Source organism: Frigidibacter sp. SD6-1 (assembly GCF_030143255.1).
Lineage (GTDB): Bacteria > Pseudomonadota > Alphaproteobacteria > Rhodobacterales > Rhodobacteraceae > TMP-24.
On the sequence record NZ_JARJNR010000001.1, the window covers coordinates 804,333 to 829,540 of the forward strand.

Consider the following 25,208-nt stretch of genomic DNA (forward strand, 5'->3'; position numbering starts at 1 on the left):
CGGAAGCCTGACGCAGGGTAAGGTTTTTCTGACTTTGCGTTCTGCAACGGCGGACGTAGCGTGAAATGCAAGAAAGCGGAGACGGGCCGGGGGCTGGCCGATCCGCTGTATTTTGACCATTCCGACCAGAGTTCTGGCCACCTTGGGTTCCCAGGAGGAGGACATGCCTATTTTCCCGCAGACTTTCACCAAGATCTTTGCCCGGCTTCTTTCAGCACCGATCCTTTGCCTTGGACTGTCCTTTGGCGTGGCCGCGCCTGTCGCGGCCACGCCGGGCCTTCTGACGATGGAGGACCTGCAGAAGATCGCGCCGAACGCGCGCGAGGAATTCCTGCAGGCGATCCTCGATGCCGAGCCGGACTTCGACGCTGCCGGGATCAACACGCGGCTTCGCATGGCGCATTTCCTCGCGCAGGTGATGACCGAGACCGGTGGCCTCGGCCGTCTCGACGAGAACATGAATTATTCCTTCAAGACATTGATGCGGGTCTTCAGCCGCAAGACCATATCGGAGACCAAGGCGCGCCAGATCGCCGGAAAGCCGGTCGAGATCGCCAACTGGGTCTATGGCGCGCGGCTGGGCAACCTTGGTCGCGACACGATGGACGGCTGGGACTTTCGCGGATCGGGCTACATCCAGCTGACCGGGCGATCGAACTTCCGCGCCCGGGGTGCCGAGATCGGCATCGACCTTGAAAGCGACCCCGAAGTGGCGCGGCAGGCGGCCGAAGGCCTGCAGGCGGCGATCGCCTACTGGACGGCGCGCAACCTCAACCCGTCAGCGGACGACAACGATCATCACCGCGTGCGGCTTCTGGTCAACGGTCCCGCCGCCCATGGCGAGGCGCAGGCCCGTATCTGGTTCAATCGCGCCTGGACGCGGGTCTTTGCGGCGAAGGAGGCCGAGGGCTTCGAGGGTGGTGCCGTTCTTGCCGGTGAGCCGGTGAACGAGGGCACGCTCTTCGACCAGATACTGACCGAGAGCGGGCTTGTGAGCGCCGACGAGCTTGGCAACGAGGCGGGCGGCGCGGACGCGCGCAGCGAGGCGCTGAAATCCTTCCAGGAAGAGGTCGGGCTGCCGGAGACCGGCGAACTGGACGAGGCGACCCAGGAGGCCCTGCTCGACCCGCGCGAATGGCGCTATCAGGAGGAGGTGATCGAGGCCTCGGCGCAGCCCGCGACCGATGGCGACCAGAGCGTTTCCTTCGACCTTGCGAAAGGCGGCGAGGAGGCAGCGCCCGCACCGAGAGACCCCAATGAAGGCACGGGCGCGCTGGCCGCCGACATCGGGCTCGGCGCGGCAGAGCGCGCGTTTCTCGACGGTGCGCGCAGCATCTATCCCGATTACGAAATGGGTGCGCTCGCCGACACGGCGCCAGAGCGGTTCAAACCCTTCTCGGTCATCGGCACCGACGACCGGGTCGCGGTGACCGACACCACGATCTTCCCCGCACGCGCCATCGTGCAGATCCTCTTCGAAAGCCCGCGCGGGCGGCAATTGTGCTCTGGCGCGATGATCTCGCCCGATACGGTGCTGACGGCCGCCCATTGCATCCACAGCGGCACGCTGAACGGCGTTCCCTTCACCGACTATACTGTCGTGCCCGGCCGCAATCAGGGGGCCGCGCCCTTCGGCAGCTGCGGCGTGACGCGCAGTTTCGTCCTGTCGGGCTGGGCCACATCGGCCACGGTCAGCGAGGCGCGCTATTACGACCTTGGCGGCCTGAAGCTCGATTGCCGGGCGGGCGAGGCGACCGGCTGGTTCGGGCTGACGCCGCTTGCCGATGCGTCGGCGGACCTGCCCATCGTCATCGAGGGCTATGCGGCCGATCTGGCGCCGACCGGGCGGCAATGGCGCAGCGAGGACCGGATCCGGCTTCTGTGGGACCTGAAGGGCTTTCATCAGGCCGACACTTTCGGCGGTACCAGCGGCGCGCCCGTGGCGGCGCTGGACAATCCGTCGGTGATAATCGGCATCCACACCAACGGGCTTTTCGGCGATGAGGACCCATGGGCCGCCAACAACGCCTTCACCCGGCTGACGCCGGACCGGCTGGCGCAGATCCAGACCTGGATCGGGGGCGGGGAATGAGAGCCGCTCTTCGCGCGGCGCTTTCAGCGCTCTTGCTCATCGCTGGCGGCGTGGCGGTACGGGCGTCCGACGATGTGACGGTCTATATCGAATGCACGGCGGATGGCAAAACCTCGCGCGGCAGCGGGGTTCTGGTCAGCGCGCAGGGCCATGTGCTGACCGCCCGCCATGTGGTGCCTGAAGGCGCAAGCTGCATGGGGTCGGTCGGCGTGGCGGATGCCAACACCGCCGCGCGGCTGATCGTCCAGCCCTCGAACCTGCCGGTCGACATGGCGCTTCTGCGCTTCGCCCGGCAGGCGACCTATCCGTTCGCGCCCTATTGCCCGCTTGAAGACTGGATGGTCCGGCGCGAGATCGTGGTGGCGGGTTTTCCGGGGCGGACCGAGACCGGCGCGGTTTCCTACCGGCAGGGCATCCTGTCCACGACGACCCCCAATCAGGCGGGCGTTCTTGAAACTGACGGCCAGACGGTCGCGGGCATGAGCGGCGGGCCGGTCTTCTCGCGCAACCTGCGCGGCGTTCTCGGCATCGTCGCGGGCGCGGAATTCGCCATAGATGGCACGGTCAGCTATTATGGCATCGTACCCTTGGCCGATTACGCCGGGTCGATGCACCTGACCGAAAGCCCGCTGCCCTGCTACCGGCAAAGCGCCGATCCGGGCCTTGGCGCGGGGTTTGACGCGGTCTGGAAGGCGGGCGACGCGCCCGTTGCTCTCAATGTCAGCCCCGAGGAGGGCACCTGTTTCCTTTACGAGACCTTCGGCGAGTTCAATTCCGTGGGCGACCGGGTCTGGGTTCTGCCGAAGGACGGGCACTATGAACTTGCCGGAGCCGATAAGGCGGGCGGCACCCATGGAGGGAGGGCGAGATGCGTCTTCTATCCCTGAAACCTGCGCCGCTGCCGATGCGGTGCATCCTGCCCGTCCTCTGCACGGTCCTTGCCGCCACAGGCGCTGCCCGGGCGCAGGACGAGGGCGGGCGCGATCCCGACTGGGCCCGGTCCGTCGCCGCTGCCGCGCTCTTCGACCTCAGGGTCACCGGCACGCTGAAGGCGGCCGACGGGCAGGGGCCGCGACCCGAGGAGCGGCACGGAAAGGCCTTCGCCATCGGCCCGAATCTTCTTCTGACCTCGAACCATGTGCTTGGCGACTGGTCCGAATGGGCAGCGGCCGAGGAGGACCGCAAGGAGGTCGCGCGCGCCGTCCGCCCGATCGACCGTCACATCGCCATGCTGACCGCCGACAGCGATCCCGACCGGCCGATCGCCGACCCGGTGGTGATCCCGCCCTTCTCGCCCTCGGTCGATGCCGCGACCCTGCTGGTCCCGAGCCTCGATCTGCCCTCCGGCGCCGTCTTCCGGCTGAGCCTCTGCGCGTTGACGAAGGGAGAGAGTTATGCGGCGCTTCTGGTCGGCGGCGACCCGCGCGACGCGGGCGCGATGTCGGACCCCGGTCTCGTGTCGCTGAAGGCCGAAGGCTATGACCCGTCGCATTACGGCGGCCTGTTCGTCTTTTCCGTCGAGGGCGGCGACCGGTTCGAGCCCGAGCCCGAGGGCCATGACGGCGCGCCGATCCTTGATGCGTCCATGGATGTGGTGGCGCTCGTCTCGGCGGTGACGCGCGACGCGGGGCGGACGAAGATCCTCGCCACGCCGATCCAGCCCTTGATCCCCGGGACCGACCTGCTTCTGTCGCAGGCGCCCCAGCTTGCCCAGGGCGGCGGGGCGCGGCCGCGCTGTTCGGTGGCCGAGAGGGTGGGCGAGATCGACTATAACGTCAGCACCCACGCGGTCTGGAACGCTTCGCGCGATCAGTTCACCAGCCAGCTCAGGCTGACCTATGACAATATCTACAGCCGCGGCACGATCAGCAAGGTCTCGGTCCAGTACGATTTCTTCGGGCGACGCAAGAAGAACAGCCGCTATGCGAGCCTGCCGCTGTCGGGTGGCGACGGCAATTTCGACGGCGAGCTGGTGCTTGAATCGATCGACCCGAGCTCGCGCCAGTTCCTCGACAGCGAGGTGGTGGTGGCCGGGCGGAACCTGTCGAAGAAACTCGATTCCGACGGTGGCTACATCTCCTGGGTCCGGCTTCTGATCACGCCGACCTATTCCGACCTTGGCGTCGAGGCGGCGGACCCGGTGGAGATCGGGCTCGCCTGGAGCGAGCTGGCGGCGGAGTGAGGATGGTGCCTATCGGACCTTTGGCCGACCCGGGCGCTCGTCGAGCACTGCGTGCACTCCTCGCCGGGCACCCGACGAGTGCACGCAGTGCTCGAGGAGGCCCGGCGCAGTCCGGGTGGCCGGTGTGCGGACATGAAGGGCAGGGGGTGAGCAGATGATGGCGCGAATATTTCGGAGCTATGTCGGCTTGCTCGTCAGGCTGGCGGTCGGCTTGGTTGTCTCTGTGGCGTCCGCCGGGGCCTTCGCGCCCCCGTCCTGGTTCAGTGGCAGCGTGACGATCGATTTGCCGTTCGAGGCCTCGAGCCTCGTCTCCGGGCCGGACGGAACGGCGCTGATCCTTGGCGCAGGCGGGGAACTGGCGCTCATCGACATTGCCACCGCCCGCATCGTCGGTGCGTCCGAGCTGAAGGGCCAGCCCGTCGCCGTGGCGACCGGGTCGCGGATGCGGACCGAGGCACGGATCGCGGTTGTCACCCGGGCTGCGGATGGCGGTCTTGCGCTGAGCGCGCTTTCCCTCGGCGCGCGCGGGCCGATCGGGACGATCGCCCTGAAGATCGACGAACGTCTCGCGCAAGCCATCGCACCGGGCGCCATCGTCGTCGGGGCGGACGAGGATCGCGCGGCGGGCGGGCGGCGGCTTCTTCTGTGGGACCGCGCGCCGGGCTCGCCGATCCAGTATTTCAGCCTCTTGAAGCCCGGGGGGTATGTCGCGGTTCCGGTCAAGGACATTCCCCGCGCGCTCGCGCCGATCGGGGCGGGCAGGCTGATGCTCGGCATCCATCCCGAAAGCGACCTTCTCTCGATCGTCGATCCGGCGCAGGGCGATCTGATCGACCTCGTATCGGTTGACGGCCTGTCCTACAAGGCGCCGGAAAGCCTTGCCCTCTTCGCCCCGATGGCGCCGGAGGGCGGTTCCGGCTCGGTGGTGATCGCCAATGCCGAAAGCGGCATCCTGACGATCGTCACCGTCGGCGGCCTGTCGCGGCCCCGGCTCGATCTGCCGCTGCAACTGACATTGCCCGAGCCTTTCCGGGCGCCGGGCGCGCGCCCGGCGCTGGCCGCCGATCACGATGCGCAATTCATCCTTGCCGGGATCGAGGGCGCGCGCGAATTGCGCGTGGTGCAGCGCCTCAAGGGTGCGCTGAATTTCGGCGATACGCTGGTGCTGGATGCGCCCTTGCGCGCTCTGACGGCGGTGAGCCCGCCCTCGGGTGCCGGCGAAGACGCCTTCCTGTTCCTCAGCGGCGATGGGCGCAGCCTGACCATCAGCGATATCGCGAGCCTTCTGCAGCGCGCGCGCAGCGGGGTCACCTTTCAGCCGCAGGTGGCGGCGGCGCCCAACGTGCCGCTTGAGGCAGGATCGCTGTCGGCCCTCGCCACGATCGAGGTGATGCGGCTTCAGCGGGCCCTTGGCGGGCTCGGCTACAAGATCGGCGCCATCGACGGGAGGGGCGGGCCGCTGACCGAAACCGCGCTGCGCGCCTTCCAGCTCGATCAGGGACTGGAGCCGACGGGCAAGCTCGATCCCGAGACGGCGACGGCGCTTCAGGCCGCGCTCTCGGCGAGCGGGGGGCAGACGGCGAACGCCCGGGTGCTCGATGCGTTCGACCGGACGACCGACGCGGCGCTTGGCGAGGATTTCGACAGCGGGCGACTGCTTGCGATGGGGCCGACCCAGACCAATGTCGATCATCCCTGTTTCGGCCTGAACGATGTGCCGCCCGAGACGCTTTGGCCGAACGCAGTCAAGTTCGCCAATCTGTTACGCCGGATCGAGGGCGAGCTCGGCCAGCCGGTCGAGGTGGTCGCGGGCTATCAGAACGAGGCCCTGACCCGCTGCCTCGGCGTCGGCGCCCATCCGCTGCACGGCGCGTTTCAGGCCTTCGACATCCGTCTCGCGGCGGAAGCCGATGGCGGCGTGAAGAAGCTGTCGGACAGCCTTCAAGGGCTCGCGGCACGCGGCCTCGCGACCTTCGACATGCGCGTGGAGGGCGGATTTGTGCATGTCGGGACCGAGATCGGCCGCAATCTGGCGCTCGTCGCTTCCTATCCGGCTGGCGCACGTAGCTGCGAGGCGGCGAAGGCCGATGTCGATGAATTCGCGCGGCTGCTGGCGGGCGGTGATCTGGCAGGCCGCGAGATCTTCGTGGCGCGGCTTGCGGACAACGACATCTACGCGGTGGCGGTCGATACCAATTCCGACCAGCGCGCCGCAGAGGCGGCGAGCCGGGCGATCGCGGCGGTGGCGCCGCAGAGCAGCGACCGCAAGACCGGGGCGGATTCCTATGTGATCCGCAACCGCGACCTGTTCTTCGACCCGGCCTGCACGCGCATCGCGGTGATCCGCGACCAGGCGCAGCGCAAGAAATACTGAGGGGCCGGTCGCATGGTCAAGATCGGGCTCTTCCTTCTTGGCTTTCTCTGCTTTCTTCTGGCCGTGCTGGCCGAAGTCGGGCTTGGCCTCAGCCTGTCGCTTGGCGGCGTCGCGACGACCGACCGCGCCACGCCCGGGCTCGGTATCCGGATGCTGGCGCTGATCGACGCGGGTCTGGCCTGGACACTTCTGCTGATGGCCATCGATTTCATCCGGCCGATGAGCGCGGTGGCCCGGGTACAGGGGATCGTGACGCTGATCCTGTCGTTCTTCGGGGTGCTGGGCGGGATCGTCCTCATCTTCACCACGCTTGCGCTGATCATGCTGATGATCTCGCTCCTTCTCGCCTTTCCCTTCGGGACGCTTGCCTATCTCGCCGCCTGGGGCGATTTTCCCAAGGGATTGGCCCGGGCAGCGCTTGGCCTGATCATGGTGCTGAAGCTTCTCGGCGCATTGTTCCTCGTGCTCGCCAGTCCGAGCCTTCTGAAGAACAAGGGGCTCGTCGTGCTGCTGCTCTTTTCGATCGGCAGCACCTTCCTGACCGGTCTGCTGATCGCCTTCGTTCCGGCCTTCGTGGCGGCCATCGCCGACGCGATCGGCGCGCTCATTTCGGCGATCCTCGGCACGATCTGGCTTCTGGTGATGCTGATCGGAGCGATCTTCGCGGTCATCCGCGCGATCCGGAGTCTAGCGCCCGGCTGAGCGGGCCGCTCGTCGAGCCCTTGCGCGCTCTCCTCGCTCACTCTGCCGACGAGCCACAAAGTGGACGAGGAGGCTTGCGGCGAAGCGGCCCGCGCCCATGCTCCCCGCGCCCATGCTCCCCGCGCCCATGCTCGTCGTCGCACCACCGGTGCGCTCCTCGCATCCGCCGACGAGGCACGGAGTGACCGAGGAGGCGCCGGCCGTGCGCGCGGTCAATCACCGATGGCTATCTGGGCCGTGCCGTTGCCAGCGTTCACGAACGAAAGGCTGCCGCCGCCGAGGCGGATCGAAAAGCTGCCGCGATTGCTGGGCTTTTCCTGCTCCGAGCAGGCGCTGTGCAGCGGTGAACCGAGGCACAGGACCTCGGTCTTGGCCTCGCAGTCACTTTTCGGCGCGGGGGCGCAGCGATAGCTGACCCGCACCGGCCCACCCGAAACGAGCACCAGTGTCAGCAGGCGATTGTCGCGCTTGGGGTCCCGGGCGAGCGAGAGGTGCGCCGACCCGTCCTTTGCAAGCGAGACCGACGCGCTTCCATCCGTGAAACGCTCGACCCGCGGGGCGAAGGCGGAGGCGACGCCGCCGAGCCCCTTCGCCCAGGCGGGCGGGGGAGGGGCATCCTCGCCCTTCTTCCAGGTGCGACCCGTGGGTGCAAAGATCATCGCGGCAACGAAGATCAGGCCCACGAGGCCAAGTCCGATGAAGAGCCAGCGCATCAGGGAAACCAGATGCGCCAGATCGCGAGGAGGATCAGGGCCAAGAGGATCGCCTCGCCGATGATCGACAGGATCACCTTCACCACCACGGGCCAGTCGAGCCAGCCGGTCCCGTCGCCCGGGGGCAGGTTGCCGGTACGTCCGGTCGGGTTATGGGTATAGGCCCAAAGCTCCCACGGGTTGTTGAAATAGCCCCACCACATCGGAAAATTGTTCGATATGCGGACGTTGGCGGAATTCCTGCCCGGCGCGATCATGCCGATCAGGCCTGCCGCCCCGAAGAGGATCAGCCAGCCGAAATAGGTCATCCAGAAGAAGGGACCGAAGAGGCGGTTCTGGAAGACATGGGTCTGTTCGTGGGTATAGATGCCCGCGCCGGGGCCATTGCCGAGGCTTGAGAGCACATTGCCCTGGGTGAAGGCGAAGCCCGGCTTGATCGCGAAGCCGCGCGTATAGCGATGCGCACCGCGCCGCCCGTCGCCATCCTGGAAATTGCCCCAGCCGAGGTTGATCAGGTGGATCAGGAAGGCGTTGACGTTCAGCGGCAGCCCCCAGGTGAAGTCCGACAGGAACGTCACCACCCCGAGCCCGGTCCAGTTGTGGACCTTGTGGAACCCGTCGAACCAGCCGCCGCCCGCGCCGAGCGCCATGGCGATCCAGAGATAACCGGGCACGCCCCAGAGGCTGTCTCCGGTGGCGGCGAGCCCTATCATGTCGATGATCCCCGGCCAGATCATCAGGAAAAAGCCGGTGCCGATCATCGCCGCATCGGTCGCGCCGCCGAGCCAGATGAAGAAGGCGACGACCAGCTGGGCGAAGAGCGCGCCCACCAGCGTTGTCAGCCCGGCCTCGACCGCGTTCTTCGCGGCCTCGCCCGCAGACTTGCCCTGGATCAGCCGCACGACCAAGGCGAGCAAGAAGCCAAGAACCGCGAGGCCCAGCCAGACGAGGATGCGGATCACCGAATAGAATTCGAGGAATGGATTGTCCATGATGGCCTCCCAGCCGCCGGATCAGGGTTGAACGAACTGGCCCTTCATCGTCTTGGTCATGAAGGGCGACCAGATGACCGGGCCGTCGATGATCTCGATCCGGTCGATGACGCCGCAGCGGATGCCGGTGCAGGGCAGGGGATTGTAGAAGATCGCGACCGTGCTGCCCTGTTCCAGCCGCACCGGACCGGCCGGGTCGCTGCGCTGGATGATGCCGTCGGCTTTGCCGCTCTTGACGGTGTTGTAGGAAACGCCGAGCCCGAGCCCGCCAAGAAGCGACACCGCATCCGCGACGGACTTGCCGCGCAGGTCCGGCAGGTTCACCTGCGGCATGGGTGGGGCGGCATTCTTGATCTGGTCAAGACGGGCCGAATCGAGCGCGACCACCCCGTCGGCGACCGAGAGCGCGGGGGCGTATTTCACGTCGAACCCCTCGGCAACGAGTGTGGTGATCACATCGGCCGGGAAGACGGCACCCGGGAAACTGCAGACGAGCGAGGAACAGGCGGCGTTGGGCGCCTGGATCGTCAGCGTCGCGTTCGAGCCTTCGGCAAGCTTCTTGCCGGATTTCGGTTCCGTCCTGAGCACCGTCAGCTCCGCCGCGCCGCTTTCCCGGACCGTGGCGAAACTCACGCCATGGCCGACGTTTGCCACCTCCATCGCCGCCGCCTCGGCGCGCTGGGTCGCGACATCGGGCATGAGCGCCAGTTCCTTGCCACCACCCCCGCGCATCACGAAGAAAGTGACCGCGCCTCCGACCACAAGGATCAGGACCGCCGCGACCGCGAGGATCCACCAGGGGAAGGGCTTCTTCGGCGCATCTATGACCGGCGGCGCCGCAAGGTCGAAGGCGACGGTCGGCCCCACGACGAAATCGGTGTCGGGGTCCTGCTCGGCCGTCACCTTCAGCTGGAAGCCGTATTTGCCTGCGGGCGCGCCCTTCGGCGGGCGGACGGTCACCTCGACCGCTTCGTTGCCGCCGAAATCGAACTCCTTCTCGACCTCGGAGGGCGAGGTGTCGGGCGCCCCGGTGATCGCAAACCAACCCGGCTCGGCGCCGTTCTGCGGCTCGATCCGGATGCGACCGGTCTGGGCGCGCGGGCCCATGTTGCGCACGGTGAAGCCGACCTTGCCGGGCGGGATGGTGCCGTCGGCCCCCGGCGGCTGCATGTCAAGGCGCGTGGGCGCGTCGGAAATCTGGAATGTGGGCACTGTCAGTCCTCCTCTTCTGTCTTGTTCGGCGCCTCGCCTTGAGCGACCAGATCGAAGGTCGCGAAGGCCGGCTTCTCGCCATGGATGATCGAAAGCACGAGGTCGCGGCGATGGGCCGCCGCCCCGGGCAGGGTGACGCGGAAATGGAAGGGCTGGCGCGCGTCTTCCTCGACCGCGAAGCCCGGCACGCCGGTGGCGGTTTCAAGGAAGCGCACCAAGGTCGCGGCGCTGCCCCTGCGGCGACCCAACTCTGCGCCAAGCGCGGCCAGTTCGCGCAGATCGCCGGGGAAGGGACGGTCGGCGCTCTGATCGTCGGGGCGGTCGAGATAGCGGGCGAGGCCCACCCAGCCCGCGAGCGTCGAAACCAGCCGGTCGGGCGCGCGGCGCGGGTCGATGAGCGTGGGCGGGTCGGCGATCGCCGCCTCAAGCGAGCCATGGAGCGCCGACATGATCTCCAGCAGCGCCGCGAGCGGCCCGCCCTCATCGAGGTTCGTCCGGTAGATTTCCGGCAGAAGAAGCCCGATCTCAGCCGCGCGCATCCGCCGCCTCCTTCTTGGCCTGCAGATCGCTCATGAAGCTCAGCCGGTGCTCGCCCGCGCAGTAAAGCCAGCCCGGCGGCAGGGGCGCGCGGTCGGTGAAGCGCCGACCGCCGACCGCGTGGAAAGAGAGGCCCTCGGCATCGCCCCGGAAGAGGCCCTGTTCCGTGCCCGCGAGCAGAAGCGGCAGGTCGCCCTGGCCGAGCGCCACCGCATCGACCGGCAGAAGTCGCGCGCGGTCGGCGTCAATGGGCAAGCCCGAGGTCAGAAGCGGCGCCGTCCAGGCCGGATCGGCGGCAGAGGCGTCGAGGATCAGCACCCCGCCATCGCGCGTGCCCGCCGCGACCCTGTTGCCCGCGACCGCGAACGACAGGCACGAGCCACCCTTCCAGCCCTTCGACAGGACGGTCCAGCCCTTGGGGTCAAGCCCGTCGGCGCGCACTGAAATCCGCATCATTCCCTTGCCGAGCTCGCCCCCCTCGGTCCAGATCGAGGCCCAGAGCCACAATTGCCCGCCATCGCGCACGAATTCGACCGCGCGGATGTCCTGGCCCTGCGAGCCGGGCAGAAGCTGGTAGGTGCCGGGCGCTCCCGCGGCGGACGACAGCCAGACCCCCGCCTTGCCGCGCGCGGCAAGGGCTGCGAACCGCTGGCCCGACTGGCTGGTGCCGGTCGCCACTGCATAGAACCCGCCCTGATCGGCCGCGCCGCCGTCGACCTTCACCGGAAGTATGCCACGCGGCCCGTCGCGATCCGTCCGGAAAAGCCCGTTCTTCGCCGCGATCAGCAGCCAGCGGCGGCTGTCATGCACCGTCACCGCCAGATCGTTCACCTGATGCTGGATGCGCTCCAGTTCCTCCCATGCCTCGCCGCAGCTTTGCGAGACGACGAGCCGCGACTGGCCGTCCGCGGTCAGGCCGACGACGGCAAGGAAGCCGGGCTGATCGGGATCGGCGGCGATCGCCATCGGCCGGGCGTCGGGCCAGGCCAGCACGCGTTCCCAGCTCGTCGCGTAGTCCAGAGAACGGTAAAGCCCGTCGGCCATCAAGGCATAAAGGCAGCGCGGCTGGTGCGGATCGGTGAACAGCCGCGCCGTGTCGCCCTCTGGGCCAAGCTCGGTCGTCAGCGTCAGCTGTTCGGTATAACGCACGCCCGGATCGTCAAGTATCGCCTCATAGACATCCGAGACGCGCAGCGTCTTGCCGAAGGGCCAGTCGCCCAGCGGCGAGACGAGGGCATTGAGCCGTCTCGTCACCCGCCGCTCAACCGCAGCCAGGTCTTCGGAGGGCGCGGCGGCTATGCGGCCCGAAATGGCCAGCGGCAGGCATTTCGCCCATTTCACTTCCGTCCTGACCCCGATTGGGCGGCGGACGTCGATCGTCATGCGGATGCGATCGCGCAGGGGTTCGGTGCGACCCGCTGCCAGAGCATCCGCCGTGACCGCGCCGCTGTCGGGGTCGGGCGCCACGGCCGGAACCGCCAGAACCTCGACCACGCCATGGCGGCCGAAGATCCAGGCCTCCCGCTCGGCATAGGCCTTGGCCCGGGCGACGCCACCAGCGGACAGGGCGGCCTGGGTAAAATCGTCCGCCGTCACCGCACATTCGAGGTTGCGCACCGCATCCCGGCCCCGGGCGAGGAAGGCGGCAACCGTCTCGCCATCCTCGCCTCCCGCAGCGCGGGCAGGATTGGTCACAGTGATCGCCGGGAGGCGTTCGCGCAGCTGGGTCAGCGTGCCGGGCGCCACATTGCCCGCCCGCCCGCCGCCGGTCATGTACCAGGCGCGGATCTGGGCGGCGGCGGGGGGCACGTCGGCCAGGGTGGCCGTCAGCGCCCGCGCGGCCCCGGTCGCGGGCGCGAAGGTGATCCGGCCCGCGCCCCGGTCGGCGACATAGGCGCGGGCAGCGGTGCGGCCCGCGAAATTCTCGACCTCGTCCCATAGAAGGAAGGTCCGGCCATCGGCAGTGACAGTGCGCGCCTCGGCGGGCAGGTCGCCCCCCTGCCATTCGACGCCCACGCGCAACTCCTCCGCCGCGCCCAACGGGCGCAGCACCGGCGCGCGGCGCACCGCGAAACTTTGCCCGCCGTCGCCATTGCCGGTGCCGATCACCTCGGCCGCGACGATCTCGGCATTCACCGCCAGCACCTCGGCCTCGGCTGCGCCCTTCGCGAACTGCACCGGCGCCAGCGTCACGAAGGTGATCTTGCCGCTTGCATCCGACACATGCAGCCCCTGCGGCAGCTCGACCTCGGGCCGCTCGTCGCCCTCGCGGGTGAAGCGCAGCATCACCACGGCGGCGGCGGGCGCCATCGGCGAGACGCCGAGAAGCTTCAGAAGCTCCGCATGCATCCGCTCGGGCAGGCGGTTCAGCCGGTAGAGCATCGTCTCGGTCAGCCAGGCATAGACCTCGACCAAAGTCATGCCCGGATCGCCGGGGTTGAGGTCGGTCCAGCCCGGGCAGCGGGCGGCGATGATCTCTTTCGCCTCCGCCACCAGATCGGCGAAACGGCGGCTGTCGAGGGGCGCGTCGTCACGCATCTTCATTCACTCCGCTGAGGTCGAGCGCGAAGGACAATTCCCCCCGCACCTGGGACAGGCGCACCCGGTATTCGAGCCAGATGCGCAACCGCTCTGCCGCGCCCGACGGATCGGCGCCCGCATCGAGCCTGAGGATCGTCACGCGCGGCTCCCACCGCTGGATCGCCTGGCGGACGTAATGGATGGCAAGGCCAGCCGTCGTGGCATCGTTCGGCGCAAAGACCAGCCGGTCGAGCGGGCAGCCGTAGAGCGGCCGCATTACCCGTTCGCCCGGGATGGTGGCGAGGAGCAGCATCAGCGACTGGCGGATGACCGCGTCGCCCTTGACCATCGCGACCCCGCCCGCTGGCGTCAGCGCGATGGCGCGGCCCGTGGCGCTATCGCCGTTCAAGCCCCCGAATGTCCAGCCGGTCAGCATCTTCATTCACTCACCGTCAGAAGGTCCTGCCGCGCGCTGGTCACGCCGAACGGCACGATATTGAGCTGGCTCCAGTTGGTGCGGCCGGTGGCCGTGTCCTTGCACAGCGCCTTGCCGCCGATGGTGACGAAGCTGGAGTAGGCGGGGCTTTCGTCGATCGCGACGGTCTTGGTGCAGGGCGGCGTCGAGGGGGTGGCATGCGGGCAGGCGGCGATCGGGCGGTGAAGGAGGTCGGGCTTCACCAGTGCCAGTACCCCGTCCACCGTGACGAAATCCTGACTGGCATCGAGACTGACCGTCCCGGAATGGGCGCATTGCAGGACGGATTTCTCGGTCAGCGCGAAGGTCATCCTCAGCCCCTTTCGAACCTGATCGCATCGGCGCGGATGGTGATGGTCTTTCCCGGCGCCTCGATCACCATGTCGGAGGCGGCGGCAAGCCGGGTGCGGCGCGGCGTGATGTCGAGCAGACTGCCCGAGCGGTTGGCGAGCCTCAGCGCGCCGTCCTTGCCCTTCAGCTCCAGCACCTGCCCGTCCTGCGAGCGCAGATAGAGGCCGCGCGGCTGATCCTCGGCGCCCTTCGGCAGCCGTTCGGTGCCGTAAAGCCCGCCCACCACATAGCCGCGCCCGGGGTCGCCGTCGGGCAAGAGGACCAGCACCTTGTCGCCCCGATCGGGCAGGGCGGCGAGCCCCTTGCGTGCGCCCGCACCGGGGATGACGACATGCATCCAGCCCGCCGCAGCGGCGCCGAAATCGGTCAGCGTCACCCTGCAGCGGCCAAGGCCTTCGGGGTCCTTCACATCGGACACCTCGCCGATAGTGACCGATGTAGCGCGGGCGGGTGTGGGGCGCTTTGGTCCTTCGGTCGAAAACTCCGTCACATAGCCCTCGTCGGCGCTGATCCGGTGCAGCGCGCGCGTCAGCGCATAATCGCCCGGGAAAGGCCCCGGCACGCCCTCGATCCGCACGATCCTGCCGGGGCAGAGCGCCGGATCGCCCTCTGCCAGCCCTTCGATCACCGCGACAGCCGCCGCCGCCCGGTCTATCCCGCCCTGAAGCTCCGCCTCGGCCGCCGCAGGGCTGTCGCTCAGCCGGTTCAGCCAGGCGCGGTCGCCCATTCCAAGATCGCCGCCCGGATCGCGCATCTCGACCCGGTCTTGCCGGGCGAGCGACAGTTTCGTCTCGCGCGGATCGAGCGTCACCGCATCGCGGCCCAGATGCCTGCCGCCCGGCAGCCAGGCATCGCCGGAAAGCGCGGCGCGATAGGCCAGAAGATTGCGGCCGCGCGTCAGCGTGGCAGGCTCTCCGCCATTGCCCGCAAGTGAGATGAGACGCAGTTCGCCGTCGCGGAGCGTGGGGTAGAGCCCGGCCTCGCCCGCGATATCGCAGAGGAAATCGAGGTCGGTCTGTTCGCCCTGAAAAATCAGATGGCGGGCGGGGGCGCCTTCGTCCACCCGCGCCTGCAGGCCGATATCGCCCGCCAGACGCCGGGCCAGATCGGCTGCCGAGGCTGCTTCCAGCGCGATCAGGCTCTGCCGCCGGGCGAGCTGATGCAGCGCGTCGCGCGCGGTGAGGCGATAGAGTGCAAGGCCATCGGAGGTCTCTTCCGCCACGACTGCCGTCACCTTGCCCTCGAAAAGCGTACCCGCCGCGGCCAGCCCGACCGCAAGCACCGCACCGGGCATCAGGCCCGAGACCGCTGCGCCGGGTGGATCGGCGAAGGTCAGTTCGGCCACGGCGGGGGCGCCGAGCAGCTGGGTCACCGTCACCTCGCTCAGCCGCGCGGCCAGCGCGACGTCAAGGGACGTGCCGTCGAGCGTCAGCGTCAGGCGCGGCAGCTGGAGAAGGGCAAGCGTCATGCCGCACCTCCGGTCGTCGCAACAGCCGCCCCGGCAGCGGGAATGGTCAGGACGGTTCCGGCCTCGATCCTCAGCGGATCCTCGATGCCGCTCGCGGCGGCGATCGCCGACCAGGCGGCGGGGGAGCCCAGGTGATCATTGGCAATCTGGTAAAGCGGGGTCGCGACATTGCCGTCGGCGTCGGCGATCACCTCGACATAGGCGGCGTCGCTGTCGGTGCCGGGACCGGCAAGCGGATAGTCGCCCACGCCGGGCAGGGCGGGCGCGGGCTCGAACCGGTCGGGCGAAGGGGGCTGGGTATCCGGTACGCGGCGCAGGCGCAGGGTCAGCCAGGACCGCTGCGGCATGCCGCCAAGGCTGAACCGTTCCAGCCGCTCGGCGGCGGCGGTAACGACGGCGGGCAGGTTCCAGGCCCGGCCCCAGATGAAGCGCACGACCGGCGCCTCGGTCGCGGCGCCGCTGGCGCGGGCGGGTTCGGCGAGGCTCCAGAGCGGGCGGGTCAGGTCGCGCACATCCGGCTCTGGCGGCGGCAGGGCGGGCAGGGGGGCTTCGCCCCCGTCTGCCTGCGCGGGCGCTGCGGGCGGTGCCACAGGCGCGGCGAAGCTCGCTGCCGGGTCGAGGCTTTGCGCGAGGTCGGTGTCGAAGAGCAGCTGCAGCTCGACCTCGGTCACCCCGCCGCCGGTGACGATCAAGGGATCGTCCGCCCCGGCGGCGCCCAGGATCGTGCCGCCGCGCGCGGTGCGGGTGCGAAGACCCGCCTGCCGGGCGAAGGTCAGGCTTTCGGGGTTCAGAAGACAGGCGATCCGCTCGCCCGTCGCTTCGATGAGGAAGACTACCCGATCCATGTCCGCGCCTCCTGCTCAGGCCGCGGGGCCGCCCAGCGGACGGGTGGATGGGGCTGCGCGTTTTCCGGCCGGGGGCTCGCGGGGTCGGACGGGAGGGTGGGCCAGAGGGTCTCTGTCACCTGTTGCGGTTCGGCTTCCGGCGCTGCTTGGCGCGGGGCCGGTGACGCATGCGGCGCTCGGTGGGGCGCGGATGGCCGGGTGGGCGCGCGTCCACCCTGCGGCAAAGGCGGAGCCGGGGGGGCGACCGCGATGGCCATGCCGGACGGAGCGTCCGGCCATCCGGCGTCCGCGAGCCGCGCCTGGGGCGGCGCGTCGAGCGCCCGGAAGGGCGCGGCGCGCGGCCGGTCCGGAAAGTCGACCGGGGCGGGGGTGGGCCCTGCGGACGGCGGCGCGGCGAAAGCAGCCGACTGCCTAAAGGGGCCGCTCGTCGAGCCCTGCGTGCTCTCCTCGCGGGGCTGGCCCGACGAGGGCACGGAGGGGCCGAGGAGGGGCTCGGGCAGGACGCGTGCCGTATGGGGCGGCGGCACCTGTATCATGCCGACAGGCGGGGCCGCTTCGGCGGCGTCGCGCGCCCTGGCGTCCGGCGCGAAATCGACCGGCGCCCGGGTCCGCCGGACGGGCATGCCTGCGATGGCCGGGGGCGATGCGGGTCTTTCGCCCGCGTCCGAGAGGCCCGAAAAGTCCGGCCGCGTGCGCCGTTTCTTCGGATTTTGCCCATGCGGTGCATCTGATGCCTCGGGTCGCGGCGGCATTGGCGTCTGAGGAGGTGCGAGCGGAGGCCTTTTCAGTGAGGGAGACGCGCGATCGGGCGTTCCGTCAGAGAGCGTCGGGGCGGGCGTCGGGGCGGGCGTCGTGTCCGCGACGTTCATCTCGATCGCTGATGCGGGTATCCCGTTGGCGTCATTGTAAACAGGGCGTTGCGCAGGCGTCGCCGCCGCAAGCGCGCGAAGCCAGACCTCCGGCGCACCGGGATAGCGCAGGCGGAGCGCGGCCAGCGGGTCGGGGCCAGCCGTCAGCTCCGGCAGTGCCGCATCGGGCGCGAGCGCGTCGGCGCAGCGGCGCAGAAAGGCCGCCGCGCCAAACCTTATCTGGAGGAGAAGCCCCACCGCCGCCCCCTCAGGCCCGTTCGAGCCGGTCGAAGGCGAGCTTCAAGGTTTCGACCGCGATCTCGCGGCCAAGCGCGTCAAGGGGCGCGCCCTGCCATTCCGACGGCCAGGCTGCGAAGAGGTTCCAGCGCAGCGCTTCGGCCGATCCGGAGGCATCGAGCATCAGGATCGAGATATCGCGCCGCTCGACCCGTCCCTCGATCGACTTGTGCATCCAGTCCCAAAGCTCGCGGCCGCGCGTCAGGCCGTAACGCAGGGTCACTTCGGCATAATCGACCCGGCCGGGAATATGGCGGACGATCTGATTGAGACCGCCTTCGCGGTATTTGATCGGCTCGACCCGCACGCCAAGGCCGGTCACTTCGGTGAAGTGCCCGGCGGTCACCCCGCCGATCTCCACCTGGAACTGGAAGGCGCGCAAAGGGTCTTCGGGCATCGCCGCCTGGGCGGCACTGGTCTGGGCTTGGGCTGCTTCGGGCATTGTCTTTCTCCTTCCGGGAAACGGGTCAGATCACGTCGGGCGCGGCATGGCCGATGCGGAAGATCACGAATTCGGCCGGTTTCACCGGGGCGAGGCCGATCTCGATCACCACGCGGCCCGCGTCGATGACATCCTGGGTGTTGGTCTCGGCGTCGCATTTGACGAAGAAGGCCTGTTCCGGCGTCGATCCCATCAGCGCGCCCTGACGCCAGAGAAGCGTGAGGAAGGACGAGACATCGCGGCGGATGCTCTTCCACAGCCGTTCGTCGTTTGGCTCGAACACCACCCAGTCGGTGCCGCGCTTGATCGAGGTCTCGACCATGGTGAAGAAGCGCCGGATCGGCACATAGCGCCATTCGCTGGCCTCCGCCGCGAGCGTCCGCCCGCCCCAAAGGACGGTGCCGCGCCCGGTGAAGAAGCGGATCACATTGACGCTTTTGGGGTTCAGCTGGCCCTGTTCTGCATCGGTCAGGCGACGGCTGAGGCCGAGCGCGCCGCGCACCACCATGTTGGCGGGCGCCTTGTGGACGCCGCGTTCGGTATCGTTGCGGGCGAACATGCCCGCGATATGGCCAGAGGGCGGGATCGTCACCAGCGCCGAGGCGTCGCGGGCATCGCGGATCTGGATATGGGGGAAATAGAAGGCGCCATATCCCCGCTCGCTCTCGCGCGGCCGCAGTGCCGCCTCGGCCTTCCTGTCGGGCTTGTCGGGGGCGTCGGCCTTGCCCTTCTTGTCGCCATCGGCGGGCGGCGCCCCGACGCGCGTCAGGGCGCCAAGATCGTCGCTGTCCGCCGGCCCGTCGAGGATCGCAAACGAGGTGCTGCCCTGCCGTTCGCAGAAGGTGAGAAGAAGGTCCGCGACCGCGAAGTCGCACAGGCCGGGTGCCGCGACCATCGCCACATCGTCAAGCGCCGCGAGCCGTTCCAGCGCCGCCGGAATATCGCCTGCGCCCGTGACATTGACCACATAGGCCCGCGAGCCGCCGTTGAGGAAGAAGCCCGCCACCGCATTCTCGAAGGGCGTGGCACGTGGCGCCTCGGCCATGAACCGGTCGCGAAACTCGCCCCAGTTCACCACCTGCACCGGTTCCCCCCGCCGGAAATCCTTCGAGGCCGTGCCGATGAAGGCGGCGGTCGTGGTGCCGACGGCGGCGATCGGCCGTGCGCCGGTGCTCACCTCTTCGACATAGACGCCGGGGGTCAGATATTCACCCATTGCGACTTTCCTCCTGTTCGAGGGGCCTGATGCCCCGGTCGCGTCGTCTCTGCCCCCGGGCGGCATGCCCGGATGGCGGCTTTCAGTTCATCCGCTTGGTGCGCAAGACCGGCGGCTCCTGCACCACGCCCGCAGTGCGGCCCGGGCGGGCGCGTTCGATGGTCACGTCAAGGTAAAGGCTCGCCGGATCGGCAAAATCGCCATAGCGGGCGATCGCCGCCTGGCCGGAGACCAGCGCCATGGGCAGCGCAAGCTCGCCCCCGCCCGCCGTCGCCATCGCCAGCATCGGGGTCGCGAGGGCGGCAAACATCAGCTCGATCAGCGCCGCATGGGCAACCGCGGGATCGTCGCTGGTGACCGAAATCCGGTAGGTCAGGCACAGGCGATGCGGCCTTACCGCTAGATCACTGAGGCTCGTCGCCTCTGCCGCGGCGACAAGGCGCAGCGTGATGCCGCTCTCGTCGGCACCCGGCCGCGCCGCAAGCGTGACGGGAAGCCCGCCAGCATGGGCCTTGCACCAGTCGAGAAGGGCATGTGTTGCCATTTGCAATCCTGACGTCAAAAGCGGTCGAGAATGGACGGACACGGTCACTCGGTACGGACGGACAATCGGACGGGCCCGGCGGCCGGGAAAATCCCGCCGGGTGCCGGAACGCGGATGCGTAACCGGCTGAAAATGGTCTTCAATCTAGCAATCACTCGCATGCCGGGCCTCCCGCACCTGCGCGTCTGACGCAGGAACACGAATGACGAGGGCCCCGCACGGCCTGAACTGACGTTAGGTCACCTTTGCAAGCTGCAAAAGTCTGCAAAACCTTACCTCGGGGCAGGTTGCACGCAGAGGGCGAACGTGCCTGTGCTGACCGACGGCCGCCCCGTCAGCGCAGCGCGGCAGTGAGGGCGGCGATCAGGGCGGCGACCCCGTCCGCGGTGGTCATCACCCCGGGCGAGAGCCGAAGCGTCTGCCCGCGCGCGTCGCAATGAATGCCCTGCGCGCGCAGCGCGTCGACAAGGGCCGGGGCAGGGCGGCCATCCGGCAGGCGGACCATCAGCGAGCCGCCGCGCTGATCCTCGGCACGAGGCGAGGCGAGCGTCAGGCCGAGGTCATCCAGCCCGTCGAGGATTCGGGCGGACAGGCTCCGGTTGTGCGCCAGAAGCGCAGGCGCGTCCTGCGCCGCATGCCAGTCGAGCGCGGGCAGCGAGGCGGCGGCGGCCATCACGCCCGGCGTGCCATGGTCGAAACGGCGCGCGTCGGGGGCGAATGCGAAGCGGTCGAGGTCCCAGCGGAAGGGATCGTCCTGGCTGAACCAGCCGCGCAGCAAGGGCTCGCAGTCGGGCAGGAGGGCGGACGCCACGTAAAGCGCACCGGCGCCGGGCGTGCCGCACATCCATTTGAGGCTGGTCGAGACCGCGAAATCGACCTCCGGTGCGCTCACGTCGAACGGCAGAAGGCCTGCCCCTTGCGTGATGTCGACGCCGATCAGGCTGCCCATGCGCCGCCCGTGCGCGACAAGCGGTTCAAGCGCGATCCGGTGCGACGAGGTCGAGGAGATCCAGGTCAGAAGCGCGAGCCCCACGCCCTCGTCCCAGCTTGCAAGAAAATCCTCGTCCTCGACCCAGTGCGCGCCCTGCCGCAGGGGCACGGTGTCCAGCGTGAAACCCATCGGTCCGGCAAGACCCTGAAGCAGGAAATGGACCGAAGGGAAACAGTCCGCCGCGATCAGCAGCCGTTTGCCGCGCAGCCGGTCCGGGGGCAGGGCGGTGATGAGCGACGACACCGCCGCCGTCACGCTTTCGGCGGTCGTGACGCTGCCTTCGGGCGCCTTGAGGATCCCCCGCCAGCGGTCGATGAACCGTTGTCTGATGCCGAGGACGGCAGGCCATTGCCCGTCGTCGGGCCGGCCCCAGACCCCGGCGAACTCGGCCATCGACCGGGCGAGGTCTGCTGCCTTGCCCGGATACTGGCCGATCGAGTGATAGAGGAAATAGCGCGATCCGTCGGATTGGTCTGTCATGGGGTACCTCTCGGACCGTAGATTGCCCTTCGCCGCAGGGTGTTTCAAGCTTGAAAGACCCCCCGCGTCAACTTTCCGGCCGGGGCATGGCCTTTGCCTTCGGCCTCTGGCAGTCTCCGCCCGACGAAAGGATGTGACGATGCGTTTTCCCGATTCCCTGAAGCTTGAGAACCTCGCAGTCACGGTCGATGACGACGCCATCGCGACCGTCGCGCTGAACCGGCCGGACAAGCGCAACGCGCTCGACAGCGCGACGGTCGAGGAACTGGTCAGCCTCTTCACCGCGCTGCCGCGTGCGGGCGTGAAGGTCGTGGTGCTGAGGGCCGAGGGGCCGCATTTCTGCGCAGGTCTCGACCTTGTCGAACATTTCAAGGAAGACCGGGAACCAGCCGATTTCATGCACTTGTGCCTGCGCTGGCACGAAGCGTTCAACAAGATGGAATATGGCGGCGTGCCGGTCATTGCCGCTCTGAGGGGCGCCGTCGTCGGTGGCGGGCTGGAGCTGGCCTCGGCCGCCCATATCCGCGTGGCCGACGCGTCCACCTATTTCGCCCTGCCCGAGGGCCAGCGCGGCCTCTTCACGGGGGGCGGCGCCACGATCCGGGTGGCCGACCTCGTCGGCAAGGCACGGATGATCGACATGATGCTGACGGGACGCATCTACAAGGGCGAAGAGGCGGTCTCGGTCGGGCTTGCGCAATATCTCGTCGAGGACAGCGAGGCCAAGGCGATGGAACTGGCCCGCATCGCCGCCGGCCACCCGCCGCTGACGAACTTCGCCATCTGCTCGGCGATCAGCCATATGCAGAACATGTCGGCCCTCGACGCGGCCTATGCCGAGGCGGTGGTCGCGGGCGTGGTCAATACCCAGAAGGCGGCGCGCGGGCGGCTTGAAGCCTTCGCCAACAAGACCGCCGCGCGCGTCCGGCCCGAATAGGCGATGGTGCTGCACGGCCCGCTGCGCGGCATCGCGATGAAGCTTGCCTCGGTCGTCGTCTTCATGACGATGGCGACGCTGATCAAGCTGGTGGCCGACCGGGTGCCCGCGGGCGAGGTGGTCTTCTTCCGCTCGGCCTTCGCGATGCCGGTGATCCTCGTCTGGCTGGCGGCCACCCGCAGCCTCGGCGCGGGGCTTCGGACCGACAGCTATGTCGGCCATCTCTGGCGCGGCCTCGCGGGGACCGCCGCCATGGTCTTCAGCTTCGCGGGCTACGGCCTTCTGCCGCTGCCCGAGGTGACGGCGATCGGCTATGCCGCGCCGATCCTGACGGTGGTCTTCGCCGCGATGTTTCTGGGCGAGGAGGTGCGGGCCTTCCGCATCCTGACCGTGGCGCTCGGGCTTCTTGGCGTGCTCGTCATCCTCTCGCCGCGCCTGACGGCGATGGAGGCGGGCGGGCTCGGCGCGCGCGAGGCGCTTGGCGCCGTCGTGGTGCTGACGGGCGCGGTCTTTGCCGCGCTCGCGCAGGTCTTCATCCGCAAGCTGGTGGCGAGCGAGACGACAAGCGCGATCGTTTTCTATTTCTCGATGAATGCCGCGATCCTCTCGCTGGTGACCCTGCCCTTCGGCTGGGTCCGGCCGGACGCGGCGACGGCCGCGATCCTCATTGCCTGCGGCCTTCTGGGCGGGGTGGGGCAGATCCTGCTGACCTCGGCCTACCGGTCCGCCGATGCCTCGGTCGTCGCGCCCTTCGATTATGCCTCGATGCTCCTTGCGCTCGCCATCGGCTATGTCGGCTTTGGCGAGGTTCCGACGCCCGCCGTGATCGGCGGCGCGGCACTGGTGATCCTTGCGGGCATCCTGATCATCTGGCGCGAGCGCCAGCTCGGGCTGGAACGGGCGCGCCAGCGCCGGTCGATGACGCCCTGAGGGGGCGGCTCGTCGTCGACTGCGTCGCTCCTCGCCCGGCAGCCCTAGCGAAGAGAAGCCGAAGGCGCACGATGAGCGCCCCCTTCAGACCTCGAGCCAGATCGTCACCGGCCCCTGATTGACCAGGCTCACATCCATGTCGGCGCCAAACGCGCCATTGGCGACCCCGATGCCCTGCGCGCGGAGCGCGGCCGAGAAATGCTCGTAGAGCCCCTCGCCCACATCCGGCGCCGCTGCCGCCGAAAACCCCGGCCGGTTGCCGCGCGACGTGTCGGCGGCGAGGGTGAACTGGCTCACCACCAGCGCTGACCCGCCCGTGTCGAGCAGAGAACGGTTCATCCGACCGTCCTCATCCTTGAAGATCCTGAGTTTGGCTATCTTCGCCGCGAGCGCCTCGGCCCGCGCCGCGTCATCGCCCGCCATAGCGCAGACAAGGACCAGGAGCCCCGCGCCGATCGCCCCGGTCTCTCGCCCGGCGACCGTCACCCGAGCCTCGCTGACCCGCTGGACCAGCGCCCTCACGGCAGAAGCTCCGCCGCCCAGGGCGGGTTGGCGCCGGGGCGCGAGACCGTGACCGCCGCCGCCCGGACCCCAAGGTCGAGCGCCGCGCGGACCTCTGTCTCCGTCAGGCGCGAAAGCGCCGCCTTGCTCAGAAGCCCCGCAGCCTGAAGCGCGGCCAGCACTCCGGCATTGAACGTATCGCCCGCGCCGACCGTATCGGCGACCTCGACCTTTCGCGCCGGGACGAAGACCGATCCACCGCGCGTGACGCCATGCGCCCCCTGCGCGCCCTCGGTGACGAGGACAAGTTTTGCGCCATCCTCCAGCACCTTCTGCGCCCCGGCGGCAATACCCACATCGCCATACAGCCAGCGCAGGTCTTCGTCCGAAAGCTTCACGATATCCGCGACGGCGCGCATGCGGCCGATCCGCGCCCGGTAGGCCGCCTCGTCCCTGATGAAGCCGGGTCGGATATTGGGGTCGATCATCGTGACCCGCCCGGGCGCCTCGCGCAGCGTCAGCGCCTCATAGCTGCTGCCGCAGGGTTCCGACACCAGGCTGATGCCGCCGAAGAACAGCGCGGTGACCTGGGCGGGCAGCGCAGGCAGGTCGCTGGCGCCCAGCATCCGGCCGGCGGTGCCTTCATCATAGAAGGCATAACTCGCCTGGCCGTCCTTCAGCGTGACGAAAGCCAGCGTCGTCGGCCGGTCGCTGCGGGCGAGAAGCGTGCAATCGACCTTTGACGCGGTCAGCACCTCTTCAAGCTGCCTGCCGAAAAGATCGGTCGAGACGCCCGAGAAGAAACCTGCAGGCGCGCCGAGGCGGCCGAGGGCGATGGCGGTGTTGAAGACCGCGCCGCCCGCATGCGGGGCGAAGGCCGCCTCTCCGGCCGCGGTTTCGCGCGGCAGCATGTCGATCAGCGCCTCGCCATTGCACAGGATCATCGCGTCCCCCGATCTGCTCCGACCGCTCACGCCCGATGTTCGCGGTAACAGCGTCCTCATAGCGGCGTCACCCGCACCCCGCAACAGAAACCACCGCGACCCCGTGCCGGGAGCGTTGACGCAGGTCAAGGCGCCCTCGGTTGGCATGAGGTAAGATGCGGTTTCCACAATGAGAGGAGGCCATCATGGTCGAAAAAGCATCCCTGCCGGGCCTGTCGGGCGGATTCTGGCCCTCTTTCTACGAGCCCTTCCGCCAGTTCGGCGCCAAGATCGCCGAATGGGTGGCGCCCGCGTCCGAGGCCTCGTCCGATGACAAGCTCTACCGGATCGCGCTGGAGCTGCCGGGGGTCGAGGAGAAGGACATCGAGGTCACCGTCGATGACGGCGTGATCAGCGTCAGGGGCGAAAAGCGCACGAGCCGCGAGGAGAAGGGCGAGACCTGGTATTTCAGCGAGCGCCAGTTCGGCAGCTTCTCGCGCTCGTTCCGCCTGCCGCCCGATGCGGACGGCAGCCATCTGTCGGCGGCGCTGAAGGACGGGGTCCTGACTTTGACGGTCCCGCGCGCGGCACCTGAGGCGGCAAAGGTCCGGAAGGTGCCGATCGGCAAGGGCTGAG

At 68.8% G+C, this 25,208-nt stretch carries 23 protein-coding genes; 8 read left to right on the forward strand and 15 right to left on the reverse strand.

Going from position 1 to position 25,208, the window contains the following annotated elements:
* Positions 1-163 precede the first annotated feature (163 nt).
* The 5 genes from P0645_RS03885 to P0645_RS03905 all read left to right on the forward strand — a co-directional run bounded on the left by P0645_RS03885 (position 164) and on the right by P0645_RS03905 (position 7,350).
* Positions 164-2,092, forward strand: coding sequence for a trypsin-like serine protease (locus P0645_RS03885; RefSeq protein ID WP_284163239.1), 1,929 nt, complete (start codon positions 164-166; stop codon positions 2,090-2,092).
* The gene (locus tag P0645_RS03890) at positions 2,089-2,979 is read left to right on the forward strand and encodes a S1 family peptidase (RefSeq protein ID WP_284163240.1); all 891 of its coding nucleotides are present in this window, start codon (positions 2,089-2,091) and stop codon (positions 2,977-2,979) included. Before P0645_RS03885 ends, P0645_RS03890 begins: the two co-directional genes overlap by 4 nt.
* On the forward strand, positions 2,961-4,274 hold the full coding sequence (locus P0645_RS03895; RefSeq protein WP_284163241.1) for a hypothetical protein: 1,314 nt from the start codon (positions 2,961-2,963) through the stop codon (positions 4,272-4,274). The genes P0645_RS03890 and P0645_RS03895 overlap by 19 nt, the downstream gene beginning before the upstream one ends.
* 157 nt (positions 4,275-4,431) lie before the next feature.
* Positions 4,432-6,648, forward strand: a complete 2,217-nt coding sequence (locus P0645_RS03900; protein WP_284163242.1) for a peptidoglycan-binding domain-containing protein — start codon at positions 4,432-4,434, stop codon at positions 6,646-6,648.
* A gap of 12 nt (positions 6,649-6,660) precedes the next feature.
* Complete coding sequence (locus P0645_RS03905) at positions 6,661-7,350, forward strand: hypothetical protein (RefSeq protein WP_284163243.1); 690 nt, start codon at positions 6,661-6,663, stop codon at positions 7,348-7,350.
* Positions 7,351-7,562: 212 nt separating this feature from the next.
* Here the strand turns inward: P0645_RS03905 and P0645_RS03910 are convergent, their stop codons facing one another.
* The 13 genes from P0645_RS03910 to P0645_RS03970 all read right to left on the reverse strand — a co-directional run bounded on the left by P0645_RS03910 (position 7,563) and on the right by P0645_RS03970 (position 21,281).
* Positions 7,563-8,063 (reverse strand): hypothetical protein, encoded by a 501-nt coding sequence (locus tag P0645_RS03910; RefSeq protein ID WP_284163244.1) that lies wholly within the window; start codon positions 8,061-8,063, stop codon positions 7,563-7,565.
* On the reverse strand, positions 8,063-9,055 hold the full coding sequence (locus P0645_RS03915) for a hypothetical protein (protein WP_284163245.1): 993 nt from the start codon (positions 9,053-9,055) through the stop codon (positions 8,063-8,065). Before P0645_RS03915 ends, P0645_RS03910 begins: the two co-directional genes overlap by 1 nt.
* 21 nt (positions 9,056-9,076) lie before the next feature.
* Positions 9,077-10,267 carry a PASTA domain-containing protein gene (locus tag P0645_RS03920; RefSeq protein WP_284163246.1) on the reverse strand — a complete coding sequence of 397 codons (1,191 nt, stop codon included), beginning with the start codon at positions 10,265-10,267 and terminating at the stop codon, positions 9,077-9,079.
* Positions 10,268-10,269: 2 nt separating this feature from the next.
* Positions 10,270-10,806, reverse strand: coding sequence for a phage tail protein (locus tag P0645_RS03925; RefSeq protein WP_284163247.1), 537 nt, complete (start codon positions 10,804-10,806; stop codon positions 10,270-10,272).
* The gene (locus tag P0645_RS03930; protein WP_284163248.1) at positions 10,793-13,348 is read right to left on the reverse strand and encodes a baseplate J/gp47 family protein; all 2,556 of its coding nucleotides are present in this window, start codon (positions 13,346-13,348) and stop codon (positions 10,793-10,795) included. The genes P0645_RS03925 and P0645_RS03930 overlap by 14 nt, the downstream gene beginning before the upstream one ends.
* Positions 13,335-13,766 (reverse strand): GPW/gp25 family protein, encoded by a 432-nt coding sequence (locus P0645_RS03935; RefSeq protein WP_284163249.1) that lies wholly within the window; start codon positions 13,764-13,766, stop codon positions 13,335-13,337. Before P0645_RS03935 ends, P0645_RS03930 begins: the two co-directional genes overlap by 14 nt.
* Positions 13,763-14,110 carry a hypothetical protein gene (locus P0645_RS03940; protein ID WP_284163250.1) on the reverse strand — a complete coding sequence of 116 codons (348 nt, stop codon included), beginning with the start codon at positions 14,108-14,110 and terminating at the stop codon, positions 13,763-13,765. Before P0645_RS03940 ends, P0645_RS03935 begins: the two co-directional genes overlap by 4 nt.
* A 2-nt stretch (positions 14,111-14,112) precedes the next feature.
* On the reverse strand, positions 14,113-15,618 hold the full coding sequence (locus tag P0645_RS03945) for a phage baseplate assembly protein V (RefSeq protein ID WP_284163251.1): 1,506 nt from the start codon (positions 15,616-15,618) through the stop codon (positions 14,113-14,115).
* Positions 15,615-16,463: a CIS tube protein gene (locus P0645_RS03950; RefSeq protein WP_284163252.1), complete on the reverse strand. Its 849-nt coding sequence runs from the start codon at positions 16,461-16,463 to the stop codon at positions 15,615-15,617. The genes P0645_RS03945 and P0645_RS03950 overlap by 4 nt, the downstream gene beginning before the upstream one ends.
* A gap of 1,116 nt (positions 16,464-17,579) precedes the next feature.
* Complete coding sequence (locus P0645_RS03955; protein WP_284163253.1) at positions 17,580-18,050, reverse strand: phage tail protein; 471 nt, start codon at positions 18,048-18,050, stop codon at positions 17,580-17,582.
* A gap of 25 nt (positions 18,051-18,075) precedes the next feature.
* Positions 18,076-19,266 carry a phage tail sheath family protein gene (locus P0645_RS03960; protein WP_284163254.1) on the reverse strand — a complete coding sequence of 397 codons (1,191 nt, stop codon included), beginning with the start codon at positions 19,264-19,266 and terminating at the stop codon, positions 18,076-18,078.
* Positions 19,267-19,348: 82 nt separating this feature from the next.
* A complete protein-coding gene (locus P0645_RS03965; protein WP_284163255.1) occupies positions 19,349-19,810 on the reverse strand; it encodes a hypothetical protein in 462 nt (153 codons plus the stop codon).
* Between the two features lie 334 nt (positions 19,811-20,144).
* The gene (locus P0645_RS03970; RefSeq protein ID WP_284163256.1) at positions 20,145-21,281 is read right to left on the reverse strand and encodes an aminotransferase class V-fold PLP-dependent enzyme; all 1,137 of its coding nucleotides are present in this window, start codon (positions 21,279-21,281) and stop codon (positions 20,145-20,147) included.
* A 139-nt stretch (positions 21,282-21,420) separates the two neighbouring features.
* Between P0645_RS03970 and P0645_RS03975 the strand changes: the two genes are divergently transcribed.
* Together P0645_RS03975 and P0645_RS03980 are read left to right on the forward strand one after the other, a co-directional pair.
* Positions 21,421-22,218 carry a crotonase/enoyl-CoA hydratase family protein gene (locus tag P0645_RS03975; protein ID WP_284163257.1) on the forward strand — a complete coding sequence of 266 codons (798 nt, stop codon included), beginning with the start codon at positions 21,421-21,423 and terminating at the stop codon, positions 22,216-22,218.
* A 3-nt stretch (positions 22,219-22,221) separates the two neighbouring features.
* The gene (locus tag P0645_RS03980) at positions 22,222-23,148 is read left to right on the forward strand and encodes a DMT family transporter (protein ID WP_284163258.1); all 927 of its coding nucleotides are present in this window, start codon (positions 22,222-22,224) and stop codon (positions 23,146-23,148) included.
* Positions 23,149-23,232: 84 nt separating this feature from the next.
* Here the strand turns inward: P0645_RS03980 and dtd are convergent, their stop codons facing one another.
* Positions 23,233-23,670, reverse strand: a complete 438-nt coding sequence (dtd, locus tag P0645_RS03985; RefSeq protein ID WP_284163259.1) for a D-aminoacyl-tRNA deacylase — start codon at positions 23,668-23,670, stop codon at positions 23,233-23,235.
* Positions 23,667-24,593 carry a carbohydrate kinase family protein gene (locus tag P0645_RS03990; RefSeq protein WP_284163260.1) on the reverse strand — a complete coding sequence of 309 codons (927 nt, stop codon included), beginning with the start codon at positions 24,591-24,593 and terminating at the stop codon, positions 23,667-23,669. Before P0645_RS03990 ends, dtd begins: the two co-directional genes overlap by 4 nt.
* Before the next feature lie 185 nt (positions 24,594-24,778).
* Here P0645_RS03990 and P0645_RS03995 point away from each other — a divergent pair, with 185 nt between their 5' ends.
* Positions 24,779-25,207: an Hsp20/alpha crystallin family protein gene (locus tag P0645_RS03995; RefSeq protein WP_284163261.1), complete on the forward strand. Its 429-nt coding sequence runs from the start codon at positions 24,779-24,781 to the stop codon at positions 25,205-25,207.
* Position 25,208 lies beyond the last annotated feature (1 nt).

Coding starts and splice junctions, on each gene's coding strand:
- P0645_RS03975 (WP_284163257.1), top strand. CDS start 21,421: ATGCGTTTTCCCGATTCCCTGAAGCTTGAGAACCTCGCAGTCACGGTC.
- P0645_RS03930 (WP_284163248.1), bottom strand. CDS start 13,348: ATGAAGATGCGTGACGACGCGCCCCTCGACAGCCGCCGTTTCGCCGAT.
- P0645_RS03885 (WP_284163239.1), top strand. CDS start 164: ATGCCTATTTTCCCGCAGACTTTCACCAAGATCTTTGCCCGGCTTCTT.
- P0645_RS03980 (WP_284163258.1), top strand. CDS start 22,222: ATGGTGCTGCACGGCCCGCTGCGCGGCATCGCGATGAAGCTTGCCTCG.
- P0645_RS03935 (WP_284163249.1), bottom strand. CDS start 13,766: ATGAAGATGCTGACCGGCTGGACATTCGGGGGCTTGAACGGCGATAGC.
- P0645_RS03925 (WP_284163247.1), bottom strand. CDS start 10,806: ATGCGCGCGGCTGAGATCGGGCTTCTTCTGCCGGAAATCTACCGGACG.
- P0645_RS03955 (WP_284163253.1), bottom strand. CDS start 18,050: ATGCCCGAAGCAGCCCAAGCCCAGACCAGTGCCGCCCAGGCGGCGATG.
- P0645_RS03890 (WP_284163240.1), top strand. CDS start 2,089: ATGAGAGCCGCTCTTCGCGCGGCGCTTTCAGCGCTCTTGCTCATCGCT.
- P0645_RS03995 (WP_284163261.1), top strand. CDS start 24,779: ATGGTCGAAAAAGCATCCCTGCCGGGCCTGTCGGGCGGATTCTGGCCC.
- P0645_RS03915 (WP_284163245.1), bottom strand. CDS start 9,055: ATGGACAATCCATTCCTCGAATTCTATTCGGTGATCCGCATCCTCGTC.
- P0645_RS03950 (WP_284163252.1), bottom strand. CDS start 16,463: ATGGATCGGGTAGTCTTCCTCATCGAAGCGACGGGCGAGCGGATCGCC.
- P0645_RS03940 (WP_284163250.1), bottom strand. CDS start 14,110: ATGACCTTCGCGCTGACCGAGAAATCCGTCCTGCAATGCGCCCATTCC.
- P0645_RS03965 (WP_284163255.1), bottom strand. CDS start 19,810: ATGGCAACACATGCCCTTCTCGACTGGTGCAAGGCCCATGCTGGCGGG.
- P0645_RS03945 (WP_284163251.1), bottom strand. CDS start 15,618: ATGACGCTTGCCCTTCTCCAGCTGCCGCGCCTGACGCTGACGCTCGAC.
- P0645_RS03970 (WP_284163256.1), bottom strand. CDS start 21,281: ATGACAGACCAATCCGACGGATCGCGCTATTTCCTCTATCACTCGATC.
- P0645_RS03905 (WP_284163243.1), top strand. CDS start 6,661: ATGGTCAAGATCGGGCTCTTCCTTCTTGGCTTTCTCTGCTTTCTTCTG.
- P0645_RS03910 (WP_284163244.1), bottom strand. CDS start 8,063: ATGCGCTGGCTCTTCATCGGACTTGGCCTCGTGGGCCTGATCTTCGTT.
- P0645_RS03990 (WP_284163260.1), bottom strand. CDS start 24,593: ATGATCCTGTGCAATGGCGAGGCGCTGATCGACATGCTGCCGCGCGAA.
- P0645_RS03895 (WP_284163241.1), top strand. CDS start 2,961: ATGCGTCTTCTATCCCTGAAACCTGCGCCGCTGCCGATGCGGTGCATC.
- P0645_RS03960 (WP_284163254.1), bottom strand. CDS start 19,266: ATGGGTGAATATCTGACCCCCGGCGTCTATGTCGAAGAGGTGAGCACC.
- P0645_RS03900 (WP_284163242.1), top strand. CDS start 4,432: ATGGCGCGAATATTTCGGAGCTATGTCGGCTTGCTCGTCAGGCTGGCG.